Consider the following 19,935-nt stretch of genomic DNA (forward strand, 5'->3'; position numbering starts at 1 on the left):
GAATCACATTCGCGAGATCGCGTGCGTTAAACCCTGGCGTCCGACGCCGGCGCCGGGATCACCCCGGTCTTCGCCAACTCCTTCGCCGCGTCGAACTCGGCGTCGATCTCCGGGTTCGGGCGGTAGGTGGCCAGGCTGACCGCGACGGCGACGACGAAGCTCGCGGCGACGCCGGGGACGATCTCGTACATGTCGTCGCTCAACCACGATCGTCCCCAGGCGTAGGCGACGACCGCCCCGGTGACGATGCCGGTGAGTGCACCCCACGCGGTGAAGCGTCGCCAGTACAGGGACAAGACGACCGCGGGGCCGAAGGCCGCACCGAATCCCGCCCAGGCGAAGGCGACGAGGTCCAGGATGCTGTTCGACGGAGAGATCGCCAGCACCGCGGCGATCACCGCGATCGTGAGCACACCGAGCCTCCCGAGGCGGACATAGGTGGTGTCGCTGAGTTCGCGGCGACCGGTCTTGGCCGCGACCAGCTTGTACAGGTCCTCGATCAGGGCCGATGAGCAGACGATGAGCTGCGAGGAGATGGTCGACATGATCGCCGCGAGCACCGCGGCCAGGACCAGCCCCGCGATGAACGGGTGGAACAGGATCTGCGACAGGGCCAGAAACACGGTCTCGGCGTCGTCGGGCGCGTCGGCCGTGTGCTCGGCGAAGTAGGCGATGCCGACGAGCGCCGTGCCGACCGCACCGAGGGCGCACGCGAACATCCACGCGATGCCGATCCGGCGCGCGGTGCCCGCCTCGCCGGGGGAGCGCAACGCCATGAATCGCACGATGACGTGCGGCTGACCGAAGTACCCGAGTCCCCACGCCACCGACGAGATGATCGCGATCGCGGAGCTGCCCGCGAAGAAGCTGAGGTCGTCCGGATCGACCGCGCGGACCCCGTCGATCGTGGCACCGACACCGCCCAGATCGATGATGCCGATGATCGGAACCGCCAGCAGCGCCACGACCACCAGGATGCCCTGCGCGACGTCGGTGAGCGACGCCCCGAGAAACCCGCCGAAGAGCGTGTACAGCATCGTGACACCGGCCACGATCAACATGCCGACGGTGTAGTCGACGCCGAACGCGCTGTCGAAGAACTTGCCCGAGGCGACCATGCCGCTCGACACGTAGAACGTGAAGAACACCAGGATGATGACACCGCAGGTGATGCGCAGCACCCGGGACGAGTCGCGCAGCCGCGTCTCGAAGAAGCTCGGGATGGTGATCGCGTCACCGGCGATCTCGGTGTACGCCCGAAGCCTGGGCGCGGTGAGCCGCCAGTTGGCCCACGCACCGATCAACAGACCGATCATGATCCACGACTCCGACAGGCCCGACACGTACATCGCACCGGGCAGGCCCATCAACAGCCAGCCCGACATGTCGGATGCGCCCGCGCTCAACGCCGCGATCCACGGCTTGAGACCGCGGTCGGCGAGCATGTAGCCGTCCAGATCGTTCTTCGTCTTACGGTAGGCGTAGAACCCGATGCCGAGCATCGCCGTGAAGTACAGGACGACGGCGAAGATCTGGAACGCGCGACCGTCGGACGCTACTGACATGAAGACTCCCTCGGTGTGATCGGCATCTCGCCAGAGGGAAGTCTGCCGTCCGTCGCGCGCCTACTACATGTGAATCCGAACGAATCGACGCGATGCTATTGGTTCGGATTCACGAAGCGTACGACCGCGTCAATCGTGCCGGTGTCGTCAGTTCGGCCGACAGCCGGTGGAATGCCGGATTCGGGTTGCCGAAGCGGTGCAGGGACATGGACACCGCCTGTTCGAGCAGCCAGTGCCGCAGCTCCACCCGGCCGGACGAGGTCACCGCGTCGTCGAGGAGTGCGACGTCCGCGCGCTGGGCGACGGCGTCGCGCAGCAGCTCCGGTGTGGCGCCGACCAGGCGAATCCGCGACGCGTCGAGAGCGGCGACGGCGACGGCGAGATCGACGTCCGACTCCGTCCTGACCGGGAGGCCGAGGTCGGCCGCCGAGCCGAGGACGGTCGCGGTGGCCTCGTCGACGGCCGGGGACGCACTGACGTCGACACGGGCCCCGGACAGAGCCACGGCCGCCAGGACGCGCGCCGTCGCGGCGGGCGACGCGTCGTCGGACACCCGCAGCACCGCGTGCGCCGGGCGGTACCGGAAGACGTTCGCCTCACTGTGCAATCCGGACTCGTCGCGGCCGGTGCCGAACTCGGACGCCCAGGCGTGGTCGTCGTCGGCGAGTGCCGCCGACAGCCATGCGCGGTCCTCGTCGGCCAGGGCCGTCGAGACCGATCGGGCGAACGTCGCGATCGCGGGAGTCTCGGGCGCCGCCACGGGGCCCGAGATCGGGGAGTCGGACCATTCGCCGAGCATCATCAGGTAGTTGGGGCCACCGGCCTTCGACCCGAGTCCGACCGATGACCGCTTCCACCCGCCGAACGATTGACGGCGGACGATCGCGCCGGTGATCGGGCGATTGACGTAGACGTTGCCCGCGTCGATCCGGTCGAGCCAGGTGCGGACCTCGCGCGGGTCGAGGGAGTGCAGTCCCGCCGTGAGCCCGAAGTCGGTCCCGTTCTGCAGCCTCAGCGCCTCGTCGAGGTCGGCGGCGCGCATCAGTCCCAAGACGGGGCCGAAGCACTCGGTCAGGTGGAAGAACGAACCGGGTGCCACGCCGTCCTTGACACCCGGTGACCACAGTCGGCCGGTCTCGTCGAGCATGCGCGGTTCGAGCAGCCACGACTCGCCCGGTTCCAGGGTGGTCAGCGCACGCCTGAGTTTGTCGCTCGGCTCCTCGGTGAGCGGCCCGACGGTCGCCGACATGTCCGTCGGCCATCCGACGACCATCGACGCCGCCGCGTCGACGAGCTGTCGGCGGAACCGCCGAGAGTCGTAGACGCTGCCGACGAGAATGCCCAGCGACGCGGCCGAACACTTCTGTCCGGCATGCCCGAACGCACTGTGCACCAGATCCGAGATCGCGAGATCGCGGTCGGCCGACGGCGTCACGACGAGGGCGTTCTTGCCGGAGGTCTCGGCGTTGATTCGCAGGTCGGCGCGCCAGGACTGGAAGAGCGCAGCGGTGTCGGAGGCGCCGGTGAGGATCACCCGGTCGACGTCGGGGTGGCTGATCAGCCGCCGACCGGCGGGACCCTCGTCGGGCTGGACGCCCTGGCAGACGTCGCGGGGGACGCCGGCGTCCCACAGCGCCTCCAGGACCGCGGCGGAGCAGTGCGGGGTCGGCGCCGAAGGCTTGTGGATCACGGCTGCCCCGGCGGCGAGCGCCGCGAACGTGCCACCCGCGGGAATGGCGATGGGGAAGTTCCACGGCGGCGTCACCACGACGACGCGGTCGGGGGTGAATGTGGCGCCCGTGACCGCGTCGAGGTCGAGCGCCCGATGCGCGTAATAGCGCGCGAAGTCGATGGCCTCGGAGATCTCCGGGTCCGACTGGGCTACGGACTTGCCTGCTTCGGCGGCCGCGACCGCGACGAGGTGTCCGCGTCGACGGGCGATCAGGTCGGCGGCGCGGTACAGGATCGCGGCCCGCTCGCCGGCCGGTCGCGCGGACCAGTCGAGGGCGGCGGCGCGAGCCCGTTCGACGAGCGCGTCCACGTCGCCGACGTCCACGCGCGGCGGAATGCTCTGCTCGTCGAGCCATCCGGGTGCGGTGCCGCGGGCGATCGCCGCGCGCGCCCACGCCTGGTTCGCGGGCAACGCGGGATCGGTGTCGGGCTCGTTCGCGAACGGCGGCAGGCCGCCGACGGGCAGCGGCGGCAGGGCGGAGGTCTCCTCCGCGGCGCGATCCTGCCGGTGGTTGGGCCGTGGGGCGCGGCCGCCGGCGGTGAGGGCGGCGCGCAGACCGTCGACGGCGGCGCGAAACCGGTCGGCCTCGCGCCGGTAGACGTCACTGCCCGGCGTGAGATCGAAGATCCCCGACATGAAGTTCTCCGATGCGGCGTTCTCCTCCAGGCGACGCACGAGGTAGGAGATCGCGACGTCGAACTCGGCGGGTCTCACGGTCGGCACGTACAGCAGGAGGCGTCCGACGTCGCCGCTGACCACCTCGGCCTGCTCGGTCGCCATACCCTGCAGCATCTCGAACTCCACCCGATCGGCGACACCCCTCGAGTCGGCGAGCAGGTGGGCGAAGGCGATGTCGAACAGATTGTGTCCGGCCACGCCGAGGCGCAGACCCGCCATGCGGTCACGGGTCAGCAGCCAGTGCAGCACGAGTTTGTAGTTCGCGTCGGTGGCGGCCTTCGAGCCGCACGTGGCGGTCGGCCACCCGGCGGCCTCGGCGTGGACGGTCTCCATGGCCAGGTTCGCGCCCTTGACCAGGCGTACCTTGATGCCCGCGCCGCCGTTCGTGACGCGGTCGGCGCCGAACGCCGCGAGACGCTGCACGGCTCCGAGTGCATCGGGCAGGTACGCCTGCACGACGATGCCCGCCTCGTATCCGCGCAGTTCGGGCATCGACAGCAACCGGGTGAAGACCGCGATCGTGAGCTCGAGGTCGCGGTACTCCTCCATGTCGAGGTTGACGAACTTGCCGCCCGCGGGTGCGGCCGCCGCCTCCCGGTACATCGGGACCAGTCGTTCGACGATGCGGTCGACGGTCTCGTCGAACGCCCACATCGAGATCTGCGAGGTGATCGACGACACCTTGATCGACACGTAGTCGACGTCGTCGCGCTGCAGCAGTGCGCGAGCGTCTGCCAGATGGTTGGCGGCCTCGGCCTCGCCGAGGACCGCTTCGCCGAGCGGATTGACGTTGAGCCGGTGGCCCCCGGCGCGCAGCCTGCGGACGGTTCTGGTGAAGGGCCGGTCTCTGGCGTCGACGATCATGTGTCCGACCATCGATCGCATGCGGGCGCGCGCGACGGGGAGGACGAGGTTCGGGATGCGCTGCGCCAGAGCGGCTCCGGCGCGCAGCTGGAGTCGGTCGAGGGTTCCGAGCGAGACCGGTGCGTCGGCGACGAGTTCGGCCAGCGCGGCCGCGGCCGCGGCGGTGTCCTCGGTGCCGATCACCCGGTCGACGAAGCCGACCGTGAAGTCGAGGCCCGCCGGATCGGACAGGACTGCGGCCAGTCGACGCGCGGAGGCGTGCGGTCGGGCCCGGTGGGCGGCCGCGTTCACGAGCCAGCGGTTCACGAGGCCGTCGGCTCGATCGGCGAGGTCGGTCAGATCGTCGGCGCCGGTGTCGGACGGTCGGCGGTGCACAGTGGTCATAGATGCCAGTACAGTCCGAACGGGCCCCGTCATCCTCGTATATCAGAACAAGCGTGTCGGCCGTTCATTGTGAATCTCTACGACCGCGGCTGACAGAATACGAGGATGCCGGAACGTGAGGGAACAGTGCTCCGCGAGGTGGTCGACGCTCTCGACACCGCCGTCGACTGGACGGTGATCGTCGACGACGTCGCACCGGTCGAGGACGTGTCGCTGATCGACGCCGACGACCTCGCCGCGGGCGGCCGTGTCGTGACGGGTCTCGTGGCGATCGCCGGGGTCGACGCGGAGCGGATCAGCGAGTGGCTGACGAGTGTGGACGCCGCACGCCGACCGCACGCGATCCTCACCAAGGCGTTCCCCGGAGCGGCCCGGGCGCGGTCCGTGGCTGACGAGTTCGGCGTATCGGTCGTCGGCGTGCACGCGCAGGCCCGCTGGGATCGGATCCTCGGTCTGGTTCAGGCCGAACTGCATCGCGGACGGGAAGCGGTCGGGCGCCTGGGCGTTCCGGACGCGGCGGCCGACATCGACCTGATCGGGCTGGTCGGACTCGTGGCCCGCGGCACGAGAGGGCTCGTGTCGATCGAGGACGCCACGAGTGCCCATGTCCTCGCGTACTCGCCGTCGAACGGCGAGGCCGACGACTTGCGCGTGCAGACCATCCTCGGTCGAGAGGGTCCGCCGCCCTATCTCGCCGTGCTGCGCAGCAAGGGCGTGTTCGATGCGATCCGCCGGGGCGGGGAGGTGGTGGACGTGCCCGCCGACGATCAGCACGCGATGCGCCGTCGGCTGGTGATCGGCGTGCACAGCGGAACCGGGCGGCATCTCGGCTCGATCTGGGTCCAAGAGGGAGCGGTGGGCCTGGCCGCCGATTCGGCGGACGTGCTGACCGGCGCCGCTTCGATAGCCTCGCGGATCCTGACTCGGGCCGGACAGGCGCCGTCGGCCGAAGCGCAACTGCTGCAACGACTCTTCGGTGAACACGGCGGCGTCGATGCGTCGTCGGCTGGTGCGTATCTGCGCTGGCCGGTCGACGCCCGGGCCGCCGTGATCGGTGTCGGGATCCACGGCGGGGAGGCAGTGGCCGCCGACGCCGTCGCCGCGGTCAGCGGCTCGCTGCGCCTGCACGCGAGCGCCTACGCGGCCTCGGCGCTGACCACGGTGATCGGCGACCGTGCCTATATGCTCGTGCCGGCCGCCGACGTCGCACCGATCGCGCGGTGGGTGGGCCAGCTCGTCGCCCGATTCGACGGCGACCCCGCCCTCGGCGGCGGCCGACTGCACGCCGCCGTGGTCTTCCCCGTCGACGGACTCGCCGACGTCCCGTCCGCGCGGGGCGAAGCGGACCGGGTGTTCTCGGCGACGCGGTCGTCCGCCGCCGACCGGGTCACGACACTCGCGAAGGCCCGGACCGCGGTGCTGCTCGGGGAGATCCTCGAGGTGCTGGCCGATCGCGCCGATCTCGTCGATCCTCGGGTCTCCGCGTTGGTCGCGTACGACGCCGAGCGGAACGGCGCCCTCGAGGAGTCCGTCCGCGCCTGGATCGCCGCTCACGGAAACGTGCGCGACGCCGCCGCTCGGATCGACGTCCACCCGAACACCCTGCGTTACCGGATCCAGCGGGCCAGGCAGGTGTCGGGACTGGATCTCGACGATCCGGACGAGAGGCTGCTGACGTCGTTGCAGTTGGCGATGATCGACCGCCGACGCGGGTGATCGGGGCGTCTCCTGCGTCGTCCGTGACGAGGGTGAACGGGACCACCGGGATCGAGTCGGGCGGGGGCGGCTGCGGGCCGGGACGAGTGCGGACATCGTTGCGGTCGGTGACGATATCCGTACGGTCGGAGGGATGACTACTCAATCGCTCGCATTCGAATGGACGGACACCAACCGGACGTGGCTGATCGAGACTCCGGTCAGGATCGTCTGTTACATCGTCGCCGCTCTCGTCGTCCGATGGCTGCTCTTCCGCGTCATCGACCGCGCGACTCGGCCCCGGTCCCCGCGCGCGGACTCAGGTCCGCGACTGATCCGCGGTCTGCGTGAGCGGACGACGGCGCGCAGTCCCCGAGCCACCGCGCGACGAACGCAGCGAGCCAAGACGATCGGTTCGGTGCTCAAGTCGACGGTGTCGGTGGTGATCCTCGTGTGGCTGGTGTTGTCGACGCTGTCCGAGCTCGACGTCAACATCGCCCCGTTCATCGCGTCGGCGGGGATCCTGGGGCTGGCCATCGGCTTCGGCGCCCAGCATCTCGTCGCGGACGTCGTGTCCGGCGTGTTCATGATGATGGAGGACCAGTACGGCGTCGGCGACATCGCCGACTTCGGCGAGGTGATCGGCGAGATCGAGTCCGTCGGTCTGCGCATCACCACGGTCCGCGACATGGACGGCACGCTCTGGTACATCCGCAACGGCGAGATCCAGCGCGTCGGCAACATGAGCCAGGACTTCGCGGTCGCCCGCACCGAGATCCCGGTCGCGGTGGACGCCGATCTCGACCATGCTCAGGACGTCGCACTCAGCGCCGTCCTACGAGCCGTCAGAGACGCGGAGATCGCCGAGGAGGTGCTCGGCGAGCCCGAGATGCTCGGCGTCCAGGAGGTCACATCGTCGCATGCGATGCTCCGCATGACCGTCACCACCAAACCGGGCGCGCAGTGGGGAGTGCAGCGGCACCTGCGCAGTCGAGTCCTCGCCGCGTTCGACCGTGAGGACATCCGCCTGCCCATGCAGTCGTGGGGGGAGGCGTTGGCCGGCCCGCGGTGACGGGCGCGGACACGTCACGCGTCGGCTCCCGTCACCGGTCGTGACGCCGACTGCCGGGCCGCCGGTGCGGCACCGGTCCGGCAGTCGACGCGTCATGACGGGCAGCGCGAGCCGACGCGTGCAGCGGGTCTCGGAACCTACCGGCCGAACGCCGCGATGATCTTCGGACGGAGCTCGGCGGCGGCGATCACCTCGTCGACCGAACCGACCTGGACGGCGCGGTGGATGTCGTGGACGCCGTCGAACTCGGCGGCCATCTCCGAGATCTTCTCCGCGTGCACCGTGGTCCGCAACTCGTCGAGTTCGGCGTTGAGGGTGGCGCGCTCGGGACCGGAGGCGTCGGCGGCCTGCTCGGCCAGCTTCTGGATGCGCGGATCCTTGGCCGTTCGGACTCGCACCTCGCCCGCGAACACGACGGCCGCGGCGGGCGCGCCGCCGAGGACCGACGCGAACGAGCCGTCGATCGCCAAGACCGTCATATTCGGGTTCAAGGCCTTGGAGAACACCACGAACGCGCCGCCGTGGTACCGCGAGATCACGGTGAACACGATCGGACCGTCGAAGTTGATGATCGCGCGACCGATCTCGGCGCCGTACTCCAGCTGCAGCTTGCGCAACGATTCCGGGGAGCCGTCGAAGCCGGACAGGTTGGCCAGCACCACCACCGGACGGTTGCCGCTGGCGGCGTTGATCGCACGCGCCGCCTTCTTCGACGACTGCGGGAACAGCGTGCCCGCGCTGAAGGTGTCCGGGCCGTCGGTCGGCAGGAATCCGCGCCGATTGATCGGCGTGGACTCGATGCCGATCAGGGTGACCGGGGTGCCGCCCATGTGCGTGTCCTGCACGACGACGGTCTCCGCGTCGGCCTGGCCGGCCCAGCGTTCGAGGGAGGGCAGATCCTGGTCGACCACGGCGCGCATCACCGACCGGATGTCGAACGGCTTCTTGCGGTCCGGGTTGGCGGTCGCCGAGAAGATCTCGCCGACCGTCGCGAACTCGCTGCCCTCCGACTCGTGCGGGTAGTCGGAGATGTCGCGGTCGAACGGGTCGGACGTCCGCGCCGTCCGCGGAGCGTCCTCGCCCGGGACGATGTAGGCGTGATCGTAGTGGCTCATCACGATCTCGACGGCCGACGGCAGATCGGGCGCCCAGTACTGTGCTTCGCCGTTCGGGCCCATCACCCGGTCGTAGCCGCCGATGCCGAAGTTGTCCTCGGCCGACACGCCGCCGGAGAAGTCGAGCGCGTTCTTTCCGGTCAAGACCATCGACGATTCCGGCGTCATGACCAGAATGCCCTTGGTGTGCATGAGCATCGTCGCCTCGGCGTTCCAATACGCCTGACCGCCGACGTTGATGCCGGTCACGACGATGTTGATCTCGCCGCCGTCCTGGGTGAACTCGACGATGCGCTTGAGCGCGGCAGCCACCCAGTCGAGGTTCTCGGTGCCCGAGTCCATGCGCACGGCGGCGCCGGACGAGAGCGCGTACCACTCGACGGGCAGCTTGAGCCGCTCGGCGAGATCGAGGGCGGCGATGTACCGGCGGCACTCCGGCTCGGTCAGCGCGCCGAGAGCCTTCGTCGGATCGCCGAGCATCACCACGCGTTGGACGCCCTCGGGGTACTTCCCGGTCGGGGTGCTCACGACGCCCACGACCAGGGCCGCGGTATTGCGCCCCTTCGCACGGTGCACCGGGGCCAGTGAATCGTCGACCAGGTCGTACTCGGTGAAGTCACCGAGCTGATCGACGAGTTCGTACGGGTAGACGCTGCCGCGTCCGGCGGCCTTGAGGACCTTCTGCCGGTAGGAGTCGATCGGCTCCACCGGGTCGTCGCTCGGCGCACCGACCTCGACGGACGGGCTGCCGGTGGCGTCGAAGGTGATCGAGACGGCCACCTTCGAGAGCTCGCGCGTCTCCCGGTCGCGCTGGCGACCGATCAACAGGACCTCTTCCAGACCGGCGCCCTCGACCGAGGTCGCCTCGATCGTGTGCTCGACGATGCGACGCAGCGCGGTGTTCGAGACGTCGATCGACGGCCAGATGTACATGACGATCCGGTTGGTGTTGAACCGCTTGCTGGACGGACGCTCCGTCTGCGCGCGACGGATGGCGTCGACACACGTCGCGAAGGTGGTCTCGGCCGTCGGCAGCGTCAGCAGCTCGCCGTCGTCGGTGACGGCCGTCAGGTCGCGGATCTGGGTGAATGCGACCAGTCGATCGTCGGCGGGGTTGGTCGTGGCGACCGCGCGGAACAGGTACACCTCTTCGTCGTCGGACGAGGTGAGGCGAGTCAGATCGAACTTGCGCAGGCGCTCCATCTGCATGCGACGCGCGATGTGCGGGTGCAGACCGCGGATCAGGCGGTCCTCGGTCATGCCGGTGGCCGACTGCCGGAACGTGAAGTGGTGGTGCATGTTGTCGTCGCCACGACCGGCGACGGTCGCGGTGATGCGGTGGATCGACTCGGGGAGTCGGCTCGCGCTGATCACCTCGTACAGGGCGGCGGCGCGCTCGTCGAACGACTCCGGCTGGTGTTCCCACCGCAGGTAGACGTCGGCGTCCAACGACGGCGTGTTCGCGGCCAGCTCGACCAAGCCTTCGAGCGCAGTGTCCAGGGCGTCGAAGCTCGCGGCCGCCGACACCAGGGTGGAACCGTCGCGCTCGGCGACGACGAAGGTGCAGCCGCCCCGCCGGTGCGAGGCGATCTTGGCGACGCCCTTGTTGCCGTAGTAGCGGCGGGTCAGCACTTCGAGCATCACCGCGTCGTCGAGATCGTCGTTCTCCAGGCGCTCGCTGAGGATCGACACGAGCGGCTCGGTGCTGCGGACCATGTCGGCGATGCGATCGGCTCGGTCGGCGGCGCCGGGTGTCGCGTCGAGCACGGCGAGGTGTTCGCGGACGCGCGAGTAGACGGCGTCGCGGGTGCGACGCAGCCGCGGCTGCCCGTACCAGGCGTGCAGCACCCCGCGAGCCAGGTCGGCGACGACGGGCAGCCGTCCCTGAGTCGCGGCGACGAGACGCTCCAGCGAACGGCCGGTGGCCTCGCTGTCCTCGTGGTCGGGGGCCGCCTCGCTGAGCCAGAGGCGCAGCACGGTCGAGATCACGGGCGCGGAGTCGCCGAGGCGGCCCTGCGCGAGGAAGATCCGAAAGACCGCCTCCTCCAGGTCGGGGGTGCGCTCGAGTTCGTCGACGCCGTAGTGGGCGAGAGCGTACGACAGCTTCGACTGGAAGCGCTCGGGAACCGCCGCGACGTCGACGTCCAGGCTCTGCAGATACGTGTGGAAGTGCTCGCGGGCGCTGTGCACGCGAGCGTCGGCGATCGCCTCGTCGGACGGACGACGCTCGGACAGTGCCGCGATGTCGCCGAACACGGTGACCAGTTCGGTCTCGGCCTCGTGCGGTGCGAAACCGCGGGCGACGGCGGCCGCACGGGCGGCGAGGTAGTCGGAGAGGGCGCGGGAGTTGTCGGCGGGGTCGACGTCGAAGCCCAGCAGCAGGCTGCGCAGATCCTCGATTCCGCGTCCGAACAGTTCGTCGTCGTCGAACGGTTCGGAGTCGGGCAGATCGAGGGCGACCGTGTCAGCGGAGCCGACCGTATCGGCCGCCGCATCGTCTTCGACGGGTTCCAGACGGAGAAGGGGCACCCCGGTCTCGACCTGTGCGCCGACCGAGACGACACACTCCTTGAGACGGGCCTTGAAGGGCGCGCGGAGCACGGTCTCCATCTTCATCGACTCCAGGACCAGGACCGGATCGCCGGCCTCGACCTCGGCACCGACCTCCAGCGGTGTCGCGATGACCAGTGCCGGGGCCGGCGCGCGGACCACGCCGCCCTCGTCGCGGCTGACACGGTGCGTCACCCCGTCGACGTCGACCAGGTGGATCGGTCCGTGGGTGTCGGTGAGCAGACGGTATCGGCTGCCGTTGACGGTGATCTGGCCGGCGTGCTCGTCGAAACGTTCGAGCACGACGTCAGCGGTGCGCGAATCGTCGCCGGCCTCCACGACGACGCGGAAACGGTGCGCGCCCACGCGTGCGACGCGCACCCGGTACGCGACACCGCGCAGCTTGAAGTCGAGCGGGCGACCGCTCTCGTGGTGCACCTGCGGACGGCCTCCGGACGCGGTCACGAACAGCCGGTTGCGCTCGGCGGCCTCCTCCTCGTCGTAGGCGTCGATCGCGGCCGCCGCCAGGGCGACGGTGGAGTGCTGGTGGGAGACCAGGCGGCCCTCGTCGCGGACCCGGTCGATCCAGCCGGTGTCGGCCGAGCCGTCGATCACCTCGGGTTGATTGAGCAGTTCGAGCACGAAGCTCTTGTTGGTGGCGCCGCCCTCGATGATGACGCCGGTACGGCTCATCGCGCGACGCAGACGGCCGAGCGCTTCGTCGCGGTCGCGGCCGTACGCGATGACCTTGGCGATCATCGAGTCGAAGTCGGCGGGGATGGTGTCGCCCTCGGACACGCCGGTGTCGACGCGGATTCCCGGGCCGGTCGGCAGGTTCAGTCGGGCGATGCGGCCGGGCGACGGCGCGAAGTCGCGATCCGGGTCCTCGGCGTTCAGGCGCGCTTCGACGGCGTGACCGCGCTCGACGGGCTTCTCACCCGTCAGCTTGTTGCCCGCGGCCACGTGGAGCTGGGCGCGGACCAGGTCGAAGCTGTTGGTGACCTCGGTGATCGGGTGCTCCACCTGGAGACGCGTGTTGACCTCGAGGAAGGCGAACATCTTCTCGCCCGGGTGGTACAGGAACTCGACGGTGGCGGCGCCGCGGTAGCCGACCTTGTTCGCCAGTCGTTCGGCGGAGTCCTTGACCTCGTCGGCCTCGGCCGGACTGAGGACCGGCGACGCCGACTCCTCGATGACCTTCTGGTTGCGGCGCTGCACCGAGCAGTCGCGGACGCCGAGCGCCCACGCGGTGCCCTGCCCGTCGGCGATCACCTGGACCTCGACGTGGCGGGCGCCGGTCACCAGGCGCTCCAGGAAGACGACACCGCTGCCGAAGGCGCGCTCGGCCTCCTCGCGGGTCCGCTGGTAGGCCTCTTCGAGTTCGCTGTCGTCGGTGACCTTGCGGATGCCGCGGCCGCCGCCGCCCGCGGTGGCCTTGAGCATGAGCGGGTAGCCGATGTGCGCCGCGGCGGCCTTCGCGTCGTCGAGATTGTCGACGGGGCCGTTGCTCCACGGTGCGACGGGGACCCCAACCTCCTCGGCGATCACCTTGGCGCCGATCTTGTCGCCGAGCTTGCGCATCGCCTCGGCCGACGGGCCGATGAACGTGACGCCGATCTTGTCGCACAGCTCGGCGAACGCCGGATCCTCGGCGACGAAGCCCCAGCCGACCCACGCCGCATCGGCGCCGGACTCGACCAGCGCGCGCTCGAGGACCTCCATGTCGATGTACGGGCGTGCCGACGCCGGACCGAGGTCGTACGCGATATCGGATTCGCGAACGTAGGTGGAGGTGCGGTCCACATCGGTGTGCAGGGCGACGACCTCGATCGACTCACCGGTCTCGGCGGCCAGGTCTCGAACGGCGTTGACCAGGCGCATGCCGGCCTCGCCTCGGTTCACGATCGCGATGCGCTTGAACACGCAGAGCTCCTTGCTGTGGGGATCAGTCGGGGTTTGTAACGTGCAAGTCGTCGAGGGCACACGCGAGACACGCAACACGCAACGTTGTCGATTGTCGCAAGTCCGATGTGCGATCGGCCACCCTTTCGGGTGTGACAAGAAACCCTTACCCGCTGGTAGCGGGCGGTATTCGGGTCGAAATAGGGGTTACGCGCGAGTAGCGGAGAAGCTACGGACGAGTAGGGTCCAGCGGGCCGGTGGTCAACCCGAGCGCTCCTCGTGCGAAACGGGCGACCGGTCCGACGGCGTCGTCGAGTGCGGCGGGGTGATCGGCGCGGGCCAGTCCGCACAGTCGCGCGGTGCCGTCGCCGGTCGGGCGGACACCGATGAGGGCGACGGTCTCGCCGGTCGTCGGGACGCATACCGCCCACACGAACCGGGACTCGTCGGCCCACCCGGCATCGGCCGCGCGGATGTACTCCGCGGCATCGGGGACCTCGAGCAGTTCCAGGGCCGGAACGTCGGAGAGCCGGTCGTCGTCTCGCAGCGCGCGGAGATACCACGCGCCCGCGAAGACTTCGACCGGCTCCATGACTGGTGCGCTCGCCAGGGAAGCGGTTACTTGAGCTCGAGGAGGACGGTGCCCTGCGTGACCGAGGCGCCCGCCTCGATGGCCAGGCCGGAGACGACGCCGTCCTTGTGAGCGGTGACGGGGTTCTCCATCTTCATGGCCTCCAGGACCACGACCAGATCACCCGCGGCCACGGTGTCGCCCTCGGCGACGGCCACCTTGACGACGGTGCCCTGCATCGGTGCCGCCACGGCGTCGCCGGAGGCGGCCTTGGCGCCGCCCTTGGTGCGGCTGCGCGCCTTCGGCTTCTTGCGGATCGCGCCGTTGACGCCGCCACCGCCGCCACCCAGGTTCAGATCGCCCGGCAGCGAGACCTCGACACGACGACCGCCGACCTCGACGACCACCTTCTGACGCGGCTCGGCGTCGTCCTCGATCGGCTCGGCGCCGGCGTACGGCTCGATCGGGTTGTCCCAATCGGTCTCGATCCACTTGGTGTAGACGTCGAACTTCTCGCCGTCGCCGATGAAGGCGGGGTTGGAGACGATGTGGCGGTGGAACGGAATGACCGTGGCCAGGCCTTCGACCTGGAACTCGTCGAGGGCGCGACGCGCGCGCTCGAGGGCCTGGAGACGGGTCTCTCCGGTGACGATGAGCTTGGCGAGCATCGAGTCGAACTGGCCGCCGATCACATCGCCTGCGACGACGCCGGAGTCGACGCGCACGCCGGGGCCGGTCGGCTCCTTGTAGACGCTGATCGGTCCGGGCGCCGGGAGGAATCCGCGGCCGGCGTCCTCGCCGTTGATGCGGAACTCGAAGGCGTGACCGCGGGGGGTCGGGTCCTCCTTGATGTGCAGCTCTTTGCCCTCGGCGATCCGGAACTGTTCGCGGACCAGATCGATGCCCGCGGTCTCCTCGGTGACCGGGTGCTCCACCTGAAGGCGGGTGTTGACCTCGAGGAACGAGATGGTGTCGCCCTGCACCAGGTATTCGACGGTGCCCGCACCGTAGTAGCCCGCCTCACGGCAGATGGCCTTGGCCGAGCTGTGGATGCGGGCGCGCTGGTCGTCGGTCAGGAACGGCGCGGGAGCCTCTTCGACGAGCTTCTGGAAGCGGCGCTGCAGCGAGCAGTCGCGGGTGCCCGCGACCACGACGTTGCCGTGCTGGTCGGCGATGACCTGGGCCTCGACGTGGCGAGCCTTGTCCAGGTACTGCTCGACGAAGCACTCGCCGCGCCCGAACGCCGCGACGGCTTCACGGGTGGCCGACTCGAACAGCTCGGGGATCTCCTCGACGGTGTGCGCGACCTTCATGCCGCGGCCGCCGCCGCCGAACGCCGCCTTGATGGCGACCGGGACGCCGTACTGCTCGGCGAACGCGACGACTTCGTCGGCGCCGGCCACCGGGTCTTTGGTGCCCGCGGCCATCGGGGCCTGCGCGCGCTCGGCGATGTGGCGAGCGGTGACCTTGTCGCCCAGGTCGCGGATGCTCTGCGGCGACGGACCGATCCAGGTCAGGCCCGCGTCGAGGACGGCCTGCGCGAAGTCGGAGTTCTCGGAGAGGAAGCCGTAGCCGGGGTGGATGGCGTCGGCGCCCGACTGGGCGGCGGCCTCCAGGATCTTGTCGAACACGAGGTACGACTCCGCCGAGGTCTGACCGCCGAGGGCGAAGGCCTCGTCGGCGAGCGTGACGAACACGGCGTCCGCGTCCGGCTCGGCGTAGACCGCGACGCTGGCGATGCCCGCGTCCTTCGCGGCGCGGATGACGCGGACCGCGATCTCGCCGCGGTTGGCGATCAGAACCTTCTTGATGGTCGTCTGTGTGATCGAAGGTGACACTGGCTCTCCTGTGGCGGGCCCGCACTTGCGGACCATCGGACGTCGGGGGCTTGCGCGTCGCTCGCGGGGCTGCCCGCGTGTGGCGCTCACCGTGGGCGCCCGAGTAGCGGGCACCACGATTTCCGGGATTCAGAGTAACGCACCGAGCGATTGCTCGGTGGAGGCCGTCGGTGTGAATCTGTAGACAGGTTCTACCGGGCGTCCGCTGTACCCGCCAGTAGGCTCGCGAAGTCGTCGAGGAAGGGCAGCACGGCGTCCGGCTGCTCGGCCGGGAATCGCGAATGCATCCGCAGGCCAGAGGTGGTGCGGTTGAGCCAGATGTACACCTCGCGCCCCGAGTACGAATGGCTGCGCAGTACGCGCGCCCAGCCGGCGTCCGCCTCGGCCGCCGTCGGCGTGCCGCGGGCGTCCATGAACGAGACGACCAGACCGGGCGCTCGCGACGGGCCGAGCAACTCGGCCACTCGGAGGAACGGAAGCGATGCCCCGTGACGTCCCGCACGGAGCGACGCGGAGGCCCGTGCGATCGCGGTGGCGACGGTCGTGTCGTCGTCGACGGGCACGGCGACCGGCGACAGTCCGACGAACCACCCGAGCGCGTGCAGCCAGGTCGGATCGGTGCGCGTGTGCCGCGGCATGACGCAGGCGAACTCGGCGTCGGGCACCGCCCGGTGATACGCCAGCGCCATCACGGCGATCAGTCCGGCCACCAGGTTCCCACCGGCCTGCGCGCACACCGCCTCGAAACGACGTGTCTGGCCCTCGTCGAGGACCTTGACGGTGCGCGAGGACTGCGCCGGATGTTCGATGTCGAACGGGTCGTCGGACTCGTCGACCGGATTCAGCGGCGCGAACTGCGGAACGCCGCCGTGCGAGGACAGGAAGTCCCGCCACGTCGCCACCGCCGGGTGCGCGGCGTCCGCGGCGTCGGCCCGGCCCCGCTCGGCGTCGCTGAACTCGATGTAACTGCCGGTCGGCTCCAAGGTGTGCGGACGCTGTTCGCGCGCCGCCCGATACAGTTCGGTCAACTCGTACTGGGCCGTCACCAGTGAATAGCCGTCGACCAGAGAATGGTCGGCGGCGAACAGGATCGTGAACGAGTCCGACCGCGCGACGGTCGCGAACCGGTAGGCGGGCCAGTGCAGGGGAGCGGTGGCTCGGTCGAAGGAACCGGCGACCTGCTCCAACAGCAGCGGGGTCTCGGTGTACCAGCCGATCCGCGTCATCTTCAGGTGCACCGTGTGCGGTGCGGTGCTGTACCGCTCCGTCCGGTCCCGTTTGAGTACGACGTGGGTGCGCAGCACCTCGTGTCGATCGATCCACGTCAGCATCGCCGCCCGGACCGCGGGCACCGACATCGGCTCGTCGAAGTCGATCGCCAGGCCGAGCCACGACTCGCGACCGCCCTCGCGCTGGGTGCGCGCCCGGTACTCGAACGCCGATCGCAGGTGCTGTTCGTGATTGTGCGACGTCAGACGATCATCGCGTCGCCAGCTCCCGAGGCCGCCCTCGACCGCCGGAATCCACTCGACGAGTCCGCCCGGTGCGACGGGGGCGTCGAGGATCTGCAGAAAATCCATACCGGTGCTACGTACTCGCCCCGTCTGCCTGCTGTTCGGCGACCTGCCGCTTGATCCGCGCCAGCATGCCCGCCATCCCGCGCAGACGCAGCGGGCTGATCACCGATGCCAACCCCAGATCGTGCATGAAGTCGGCGGGCACCTCGGCGATCTCCCGCGCGCTGGCGCCGTCGAGCCCCTGGTGCAGGATCGACGCGAACCCACGCGTCGTCGGGGCCTCCGGCGGTGCACTGAAGAACAGGGCGACCGACGACGGATCCGATGCGTCCACGGACAGGAAGATCGGCGACTGGCACTCGGGGACGGGTTCCATCGCCTCGGCGTGCATCGACTCCGGAAGCTCCGGCAACTCGCCGGCGAACTCCAGGAGCAACGTCACCTTGTCCGAGTCGGCCAGCGCCGAGAAGTCGTCGACGATTTCGGCGAGCGCAGCGGGCAGTGTCAAGACCTCGGACCCCCTAGCGAGCGGCGGGAGCCGTGCCCGGCTCCTCGCCCTTCGTGATCGGGACGCGGACGCGGTTGCCCCACTCGGTCCAGGAGCCGTCGTAGTTGCGGACGTTCTCGAAGCCCAGCAGGTACGTCAGCACGAACCACGTGTGGCTCGAGCGCTCACCGATCCGGCAGTACGCGATGGTCGGCGTCTTCGGGTCGAACGCGCCGTAGATCTCCTCCAGCTCCGGACGTGTCCGGAACCGGCTGTCGGGGGCGGCCGCCTTTGCCCACGGAATCGACACCGCCGTCGGGATGTGACCGCCGCGCAGGGCGCCCTCCTCCGGGTAGTCGGGCATGTGCGTGCGCTCGCCGGTGTACTCCTGCGGCGACCGCACGTCGATCAGCGGCGTGGTACCCAGCGACGCCAGGACGTCGTCGGCGAAAGCGCGGATCGCGGCGTCGTTCCGCTCCACCACGGGGTAGTCGGTCGCCGGGTACGACGGCACGTCGAACGAGGTGTCGCGCTGCTCGTCCATCCAGGCGTCTCGACCGCCGTCGAGCAGGCGCACGTCCTCATGACCGAACAGGGTGAAGACCCAGAGCGCGTATGCGGCCCACCAGTTGTTCTTGTCCCCGTAGATGACGACCGTGTCGTCCCGCGAGATGCCCTTCTCGCTCATCAACGTCGCGAACTGCTCGCCGTCGATGTAGTCGCGGGTCACCGGATCGTTGAGGTGCAGGTGCCAGTCGATCTTCTGAGCAGTGGGAATGTGGCCGATGTCGTACAGCAGCACGTCCTCGTCGGACTCCACGATCTTGAGGCCCGGAGCCCCCAGATGCGCCGACAGCCACTCGGTGCTGACGAGGCGCTCCGGATGCGCGAACGAAGCGAAGGCCGGATTCGAATCCAATTCCACTGGCATGAGCGTGCTCTCCCCAAATTCCTGATGCGCGGGCAGCCGGAACCGACTGTCTTTTCCAGCATACGGTCGGACGAATGACGTTCGCGCGACGGACCGCCGTTGTGTCGGTGTTAGCGTCGCTTCATGCAGTTGCACCGTTCGTCCGGAATCCGCATCAGACGCGCCGCCGCCGCGGTCGCGGGCGTCGTCGTCGGAGTCCTCGTCGCGACCGCGTGCGGCGGTCAGGACGGCGTCGCGGTCCGCACCCCGCCCCGGCCGCCGGTGCACTGCACCGTCGACGAATGCCCGGACCTCCCCGTCTATCAGGCCAAGCGGCTCGCCGACAGCGGAGTGACTCCGGCGAACGCCGCTGAGACGGTCCCGGCCTATATGACCGAGGTCCTCGACGACCTCGACCGGACCTGGTCGGAATGGTTCGCCGAACTCGACATCGAGGGAGTCACTCCCGGCCGAGTCCTCATCGAACCCGGGAAGGCCTTCGCGTCGGACTGCCTCGAAGCCGGATCGGCGCCGTTGTCGAGCGATTTCGCCAACGCACTCTACTGCGCCCGCGACACCCAGCCCGACGGCCAGGGCGTCGAACGCGAGGGGTCGATCGTCCTGCCCGTCCAGACCTTCGCCGACATCTGGGACGGACGGCTGTTCGGCTCCGACGGCATCGTCCTCGGCGACTTCACCGCGGCTACGATCATCGCCCACGAATACGGACACAACGTCATGTACCGGCTCGCCGACGCCTACGGTATGAGCGAGTCGCAACTGCCCGTCGGCAACGATCCCGAACTCCTCGCCGACTGTTTCGCGGGCAACTGGGCCGCCACCGTCTTCGCGCGTGACGACCTGTCCCTCAGAGAGATCGCGCAGGCCGCCGTCCTCATCTTCAGCATCGGCGATCCGCTCCCGAATCAGGGTCATGGAACCTCCGTCGAACGGATCCAGGCGCTGACCCGCGGGTTCACGGACAAGTTGCAGAGCGGAGGGGAGCCCGTCACGTGTCTGAAGAACTACTGGCCGCAGGCGTTGTCGTCGTAGCG

The 19,935-nt window shown here is 69.5% G+C and carries 11 protein-coding genes; 3 read left to right on the forward strand and 8 right to left on the reverse strand.

Annotated features, from left to right (window positions below; translation table 11 throughout):
- Positions 1–26: 26 nt before the first annotated feature.
- Both putP and BKA16_RS11245 read right to left on the reverse strand, forming a co-directional pair.
- On the reverse strand, positions 27–1,565 hold the full coding sequence (putP, locus tag BKA16_RS11240) for a sodium/proline symporter PutP (protein ID WP_183370742.1): 1,539 nt from the start codon (positions 1,563–1,565) through the stop codon (positions 27–29).
- Between the two features lie 109 nt (positions 1,566–1,674).
- Positions 1,675–5,223, reverse strand: a complete 3,549-nt coding sequence (locus BKA16_RS11245) for a proline dehydrogenase family protein (RefSeq protein ID WP_183370743.1) — start codon at positions 5,221–5,223, stop codon at positions 1,675–1,677.
- A 105-nt stretch (positions 5,224–5,328) separates the two neighbouring features.
- On the opposite strand from BKA16_RS11245, the gene BKA16_RS11250 reads away from it, so the two are divergent.
- Both BKA16_RS11250 and BKA16_RS11255 read left to right on the forward strand, forming a co-directional pair.
- Positions 5,329–6,939: a PucR family transcriptional regulator gene (locus BKA16_RS11250; RefSeq protein ID WP_183370744.1), complete on the forward strand. Its 1,611-nt coding sequence runs from the start codon at positions 5,329–5,331 to the stop codon at positions 6,937–6,939.
- Positions 6,940–7,072: 133 nt separating this feature from the next.
- Complete coding sequence (locus BKA16_RS11255) at positions 7,073–7,990, forward strand: mechanosensitive ion channel family protein (protein WP_183370745.1); 918 nt, start codon at positions 7,073–7,075, stop codon at positions 7,988–7,990.
- Between the two features lie 137 nt (positions 7,991–8,127).
- Here the strand turns inward: BKA16_RS11255 and BKA16_RS11260 are convergent, their stop codons facing one another.
- The 6 genes from BKA16_RS11260 to BKA16_RS11285 form a co-directional block, all read right to left on the reverse strand.
- The gene (locus BKA16_RS11260) at positions 8,128–13,578 is read right to left on the reverse strand and encodes an ATP-binding protein (RefSeq protein ID WP_183370746.1); all 5,451 of its coding nucleotides are present in this window, start codon (positions 13,576–13,578) and stop codon (positions 8,128–8,130) included.
- A 208-nt stretch (positions 13,579–13,786) separates the two neighbouring features.
- Positions 13,787–14,149 carry a hypothetical protein gene (locus BKA16_RS11265; RefSeq protein WP_183370747.1) on the reverse strand — a complete coding sequence of 121 codons (363 nt, stop codon included), beginning with the start codon at positions 14,147–14,149 and terminating at the stop codon, positions 13,787–13,789.
- Between the two features lie 26 nt (positions 14,150–14,175).
- A complete protein-coding gene (locus BKA16_RS11270) occupies positions 14,176–15,966 on the reverse strand; it encodes an acetyl/propionyl/methylcrotonyl-CoA carboxylase subunit alpha (RefSeq protein ID WP_343067378.1) in 1,791 nt (596 codons plus the stop codon).
- A 191-nt stretch (positions 15,967–16,157) separates the two neighbouring features.
- Entirely contained in the window at positions 16,158–17,546 is a 1,389-nt protein-coding gene (locus BKA16_RS11275; protein WP_183370748.1) for a condensation domain-containing protein, read from the reverse strand.
- Positions 17,547–17,553: 7 nt separating this feature from the next.
- On the reverse strand, positions 17,554–17,991 hold the full coding sequence (locus BKA16_RS11280; protein WP_183370749.1) for a SufE family protein: 438 nt from the start codon (positions 17,989–17,991) through the stop codon (positions 17,554–17,556).
- 13 nt (positions 17,992–18,004) lie between these two features.
- Complete coding sequence (locus tag BKA16_RS11285) at positions 18,005–18,901, reverse strand: sulfurtransferase (RefSeq protein ID WP_183370750.1); 897 nt, start codon at positions 18,899–18,901, stop codon at positions 18,005–18,007.
- 123 nt (positions 18,902–19,024) lie between these two features.
- Between BKA16_RS11285 and BKA16_RS11290 the strand changes: the two genes are divergently transcribed.
- Positions 19,025–19,933: a neutral zinc metallopeptidase gene (locus BKA16_RS11290; RefSeq protein WP_183370751.1), complete on the forward strand. Its 909-nt coding sequence runs from the start codon at positions 19,025–19,027 to the stop codon at positions 19,931–19,933.
- Positions 19,934–19,935 lie beyond the last annotated feature (2 nt).

Origin of the sequence: Gordonia humi (genome assembly GCF_014197435.1) — a bacterium.
Taxonomy (GTDB): Bacteria; Actinomycetota; Actinomycetes; order Mycobacteriales; family Mycobacteriaceae; genus Gordonia; species Gordonia humi.

What these genes read in the sequence shown, in the direction of transcription:
- BKA16_RS11285 (WP_183370750.1), bottom strand. Translation starts at nt 18,901, where the DNA reads ATGCCAGTGGAATTGGATTCGAATCCGGCCTTCGCTTCGTTCGCGCAT.
- BKA16_RS11265 (WP_183370747.1), bottom strand. Translation starts at nt 14,149, where the DNA reads ATGGAGCCGGTCGAAGTCTTCGCGGGCGCGTGGTATCTCCGCGCGCTG.
- BKA16_RS11250 (WP_183370744.1), top strand. Translation starts at nt 5,329, where the DNA reads ATGCCGGAACGTGAGGGAACAGTGCTCCGCGAGGTGGTCGACGCTCTC.
- BKA16_RS11255 (WP_183370745.1), top strand. Translation starts at nt 7,073, where the DNA reads ATGACTACTCAATCGCTCGCATTCGAATGGACGGACACCAACCGGACG.
- putP (WP_183370742.1), bottom strand. Translation starts at nt 1,565, where the DNA reads ATGTCAGTAGCGTCCGACGGTCGCGCGTTCCAGATCTTCGCCGTCGTC.
- BKA16_RS11275 (WP_183370748.1), bottom strand. Translation starts at nt 17,546, where the DNA reads ATGGATTTTCTGCAGATCCTCGACGCCCCCGTCGCACCGGGCGGACTC.
- BKA16_RS11245 (WP_183370743.1), bottom strand. Translation starts at nt 5,223, where the DNA reads ATGACCACTGTGCACCGCCGACCGTCCGACACCGGCGCCGACGATCTG.
- BKA16_RS11290 (WP_183370751.1), top strand. Translation starts at nt 19,025, where the DNA reads ATGCAGTTGCACCGTTCGTCCGGAATCCGCATCAGACGCGCCGCCGCC.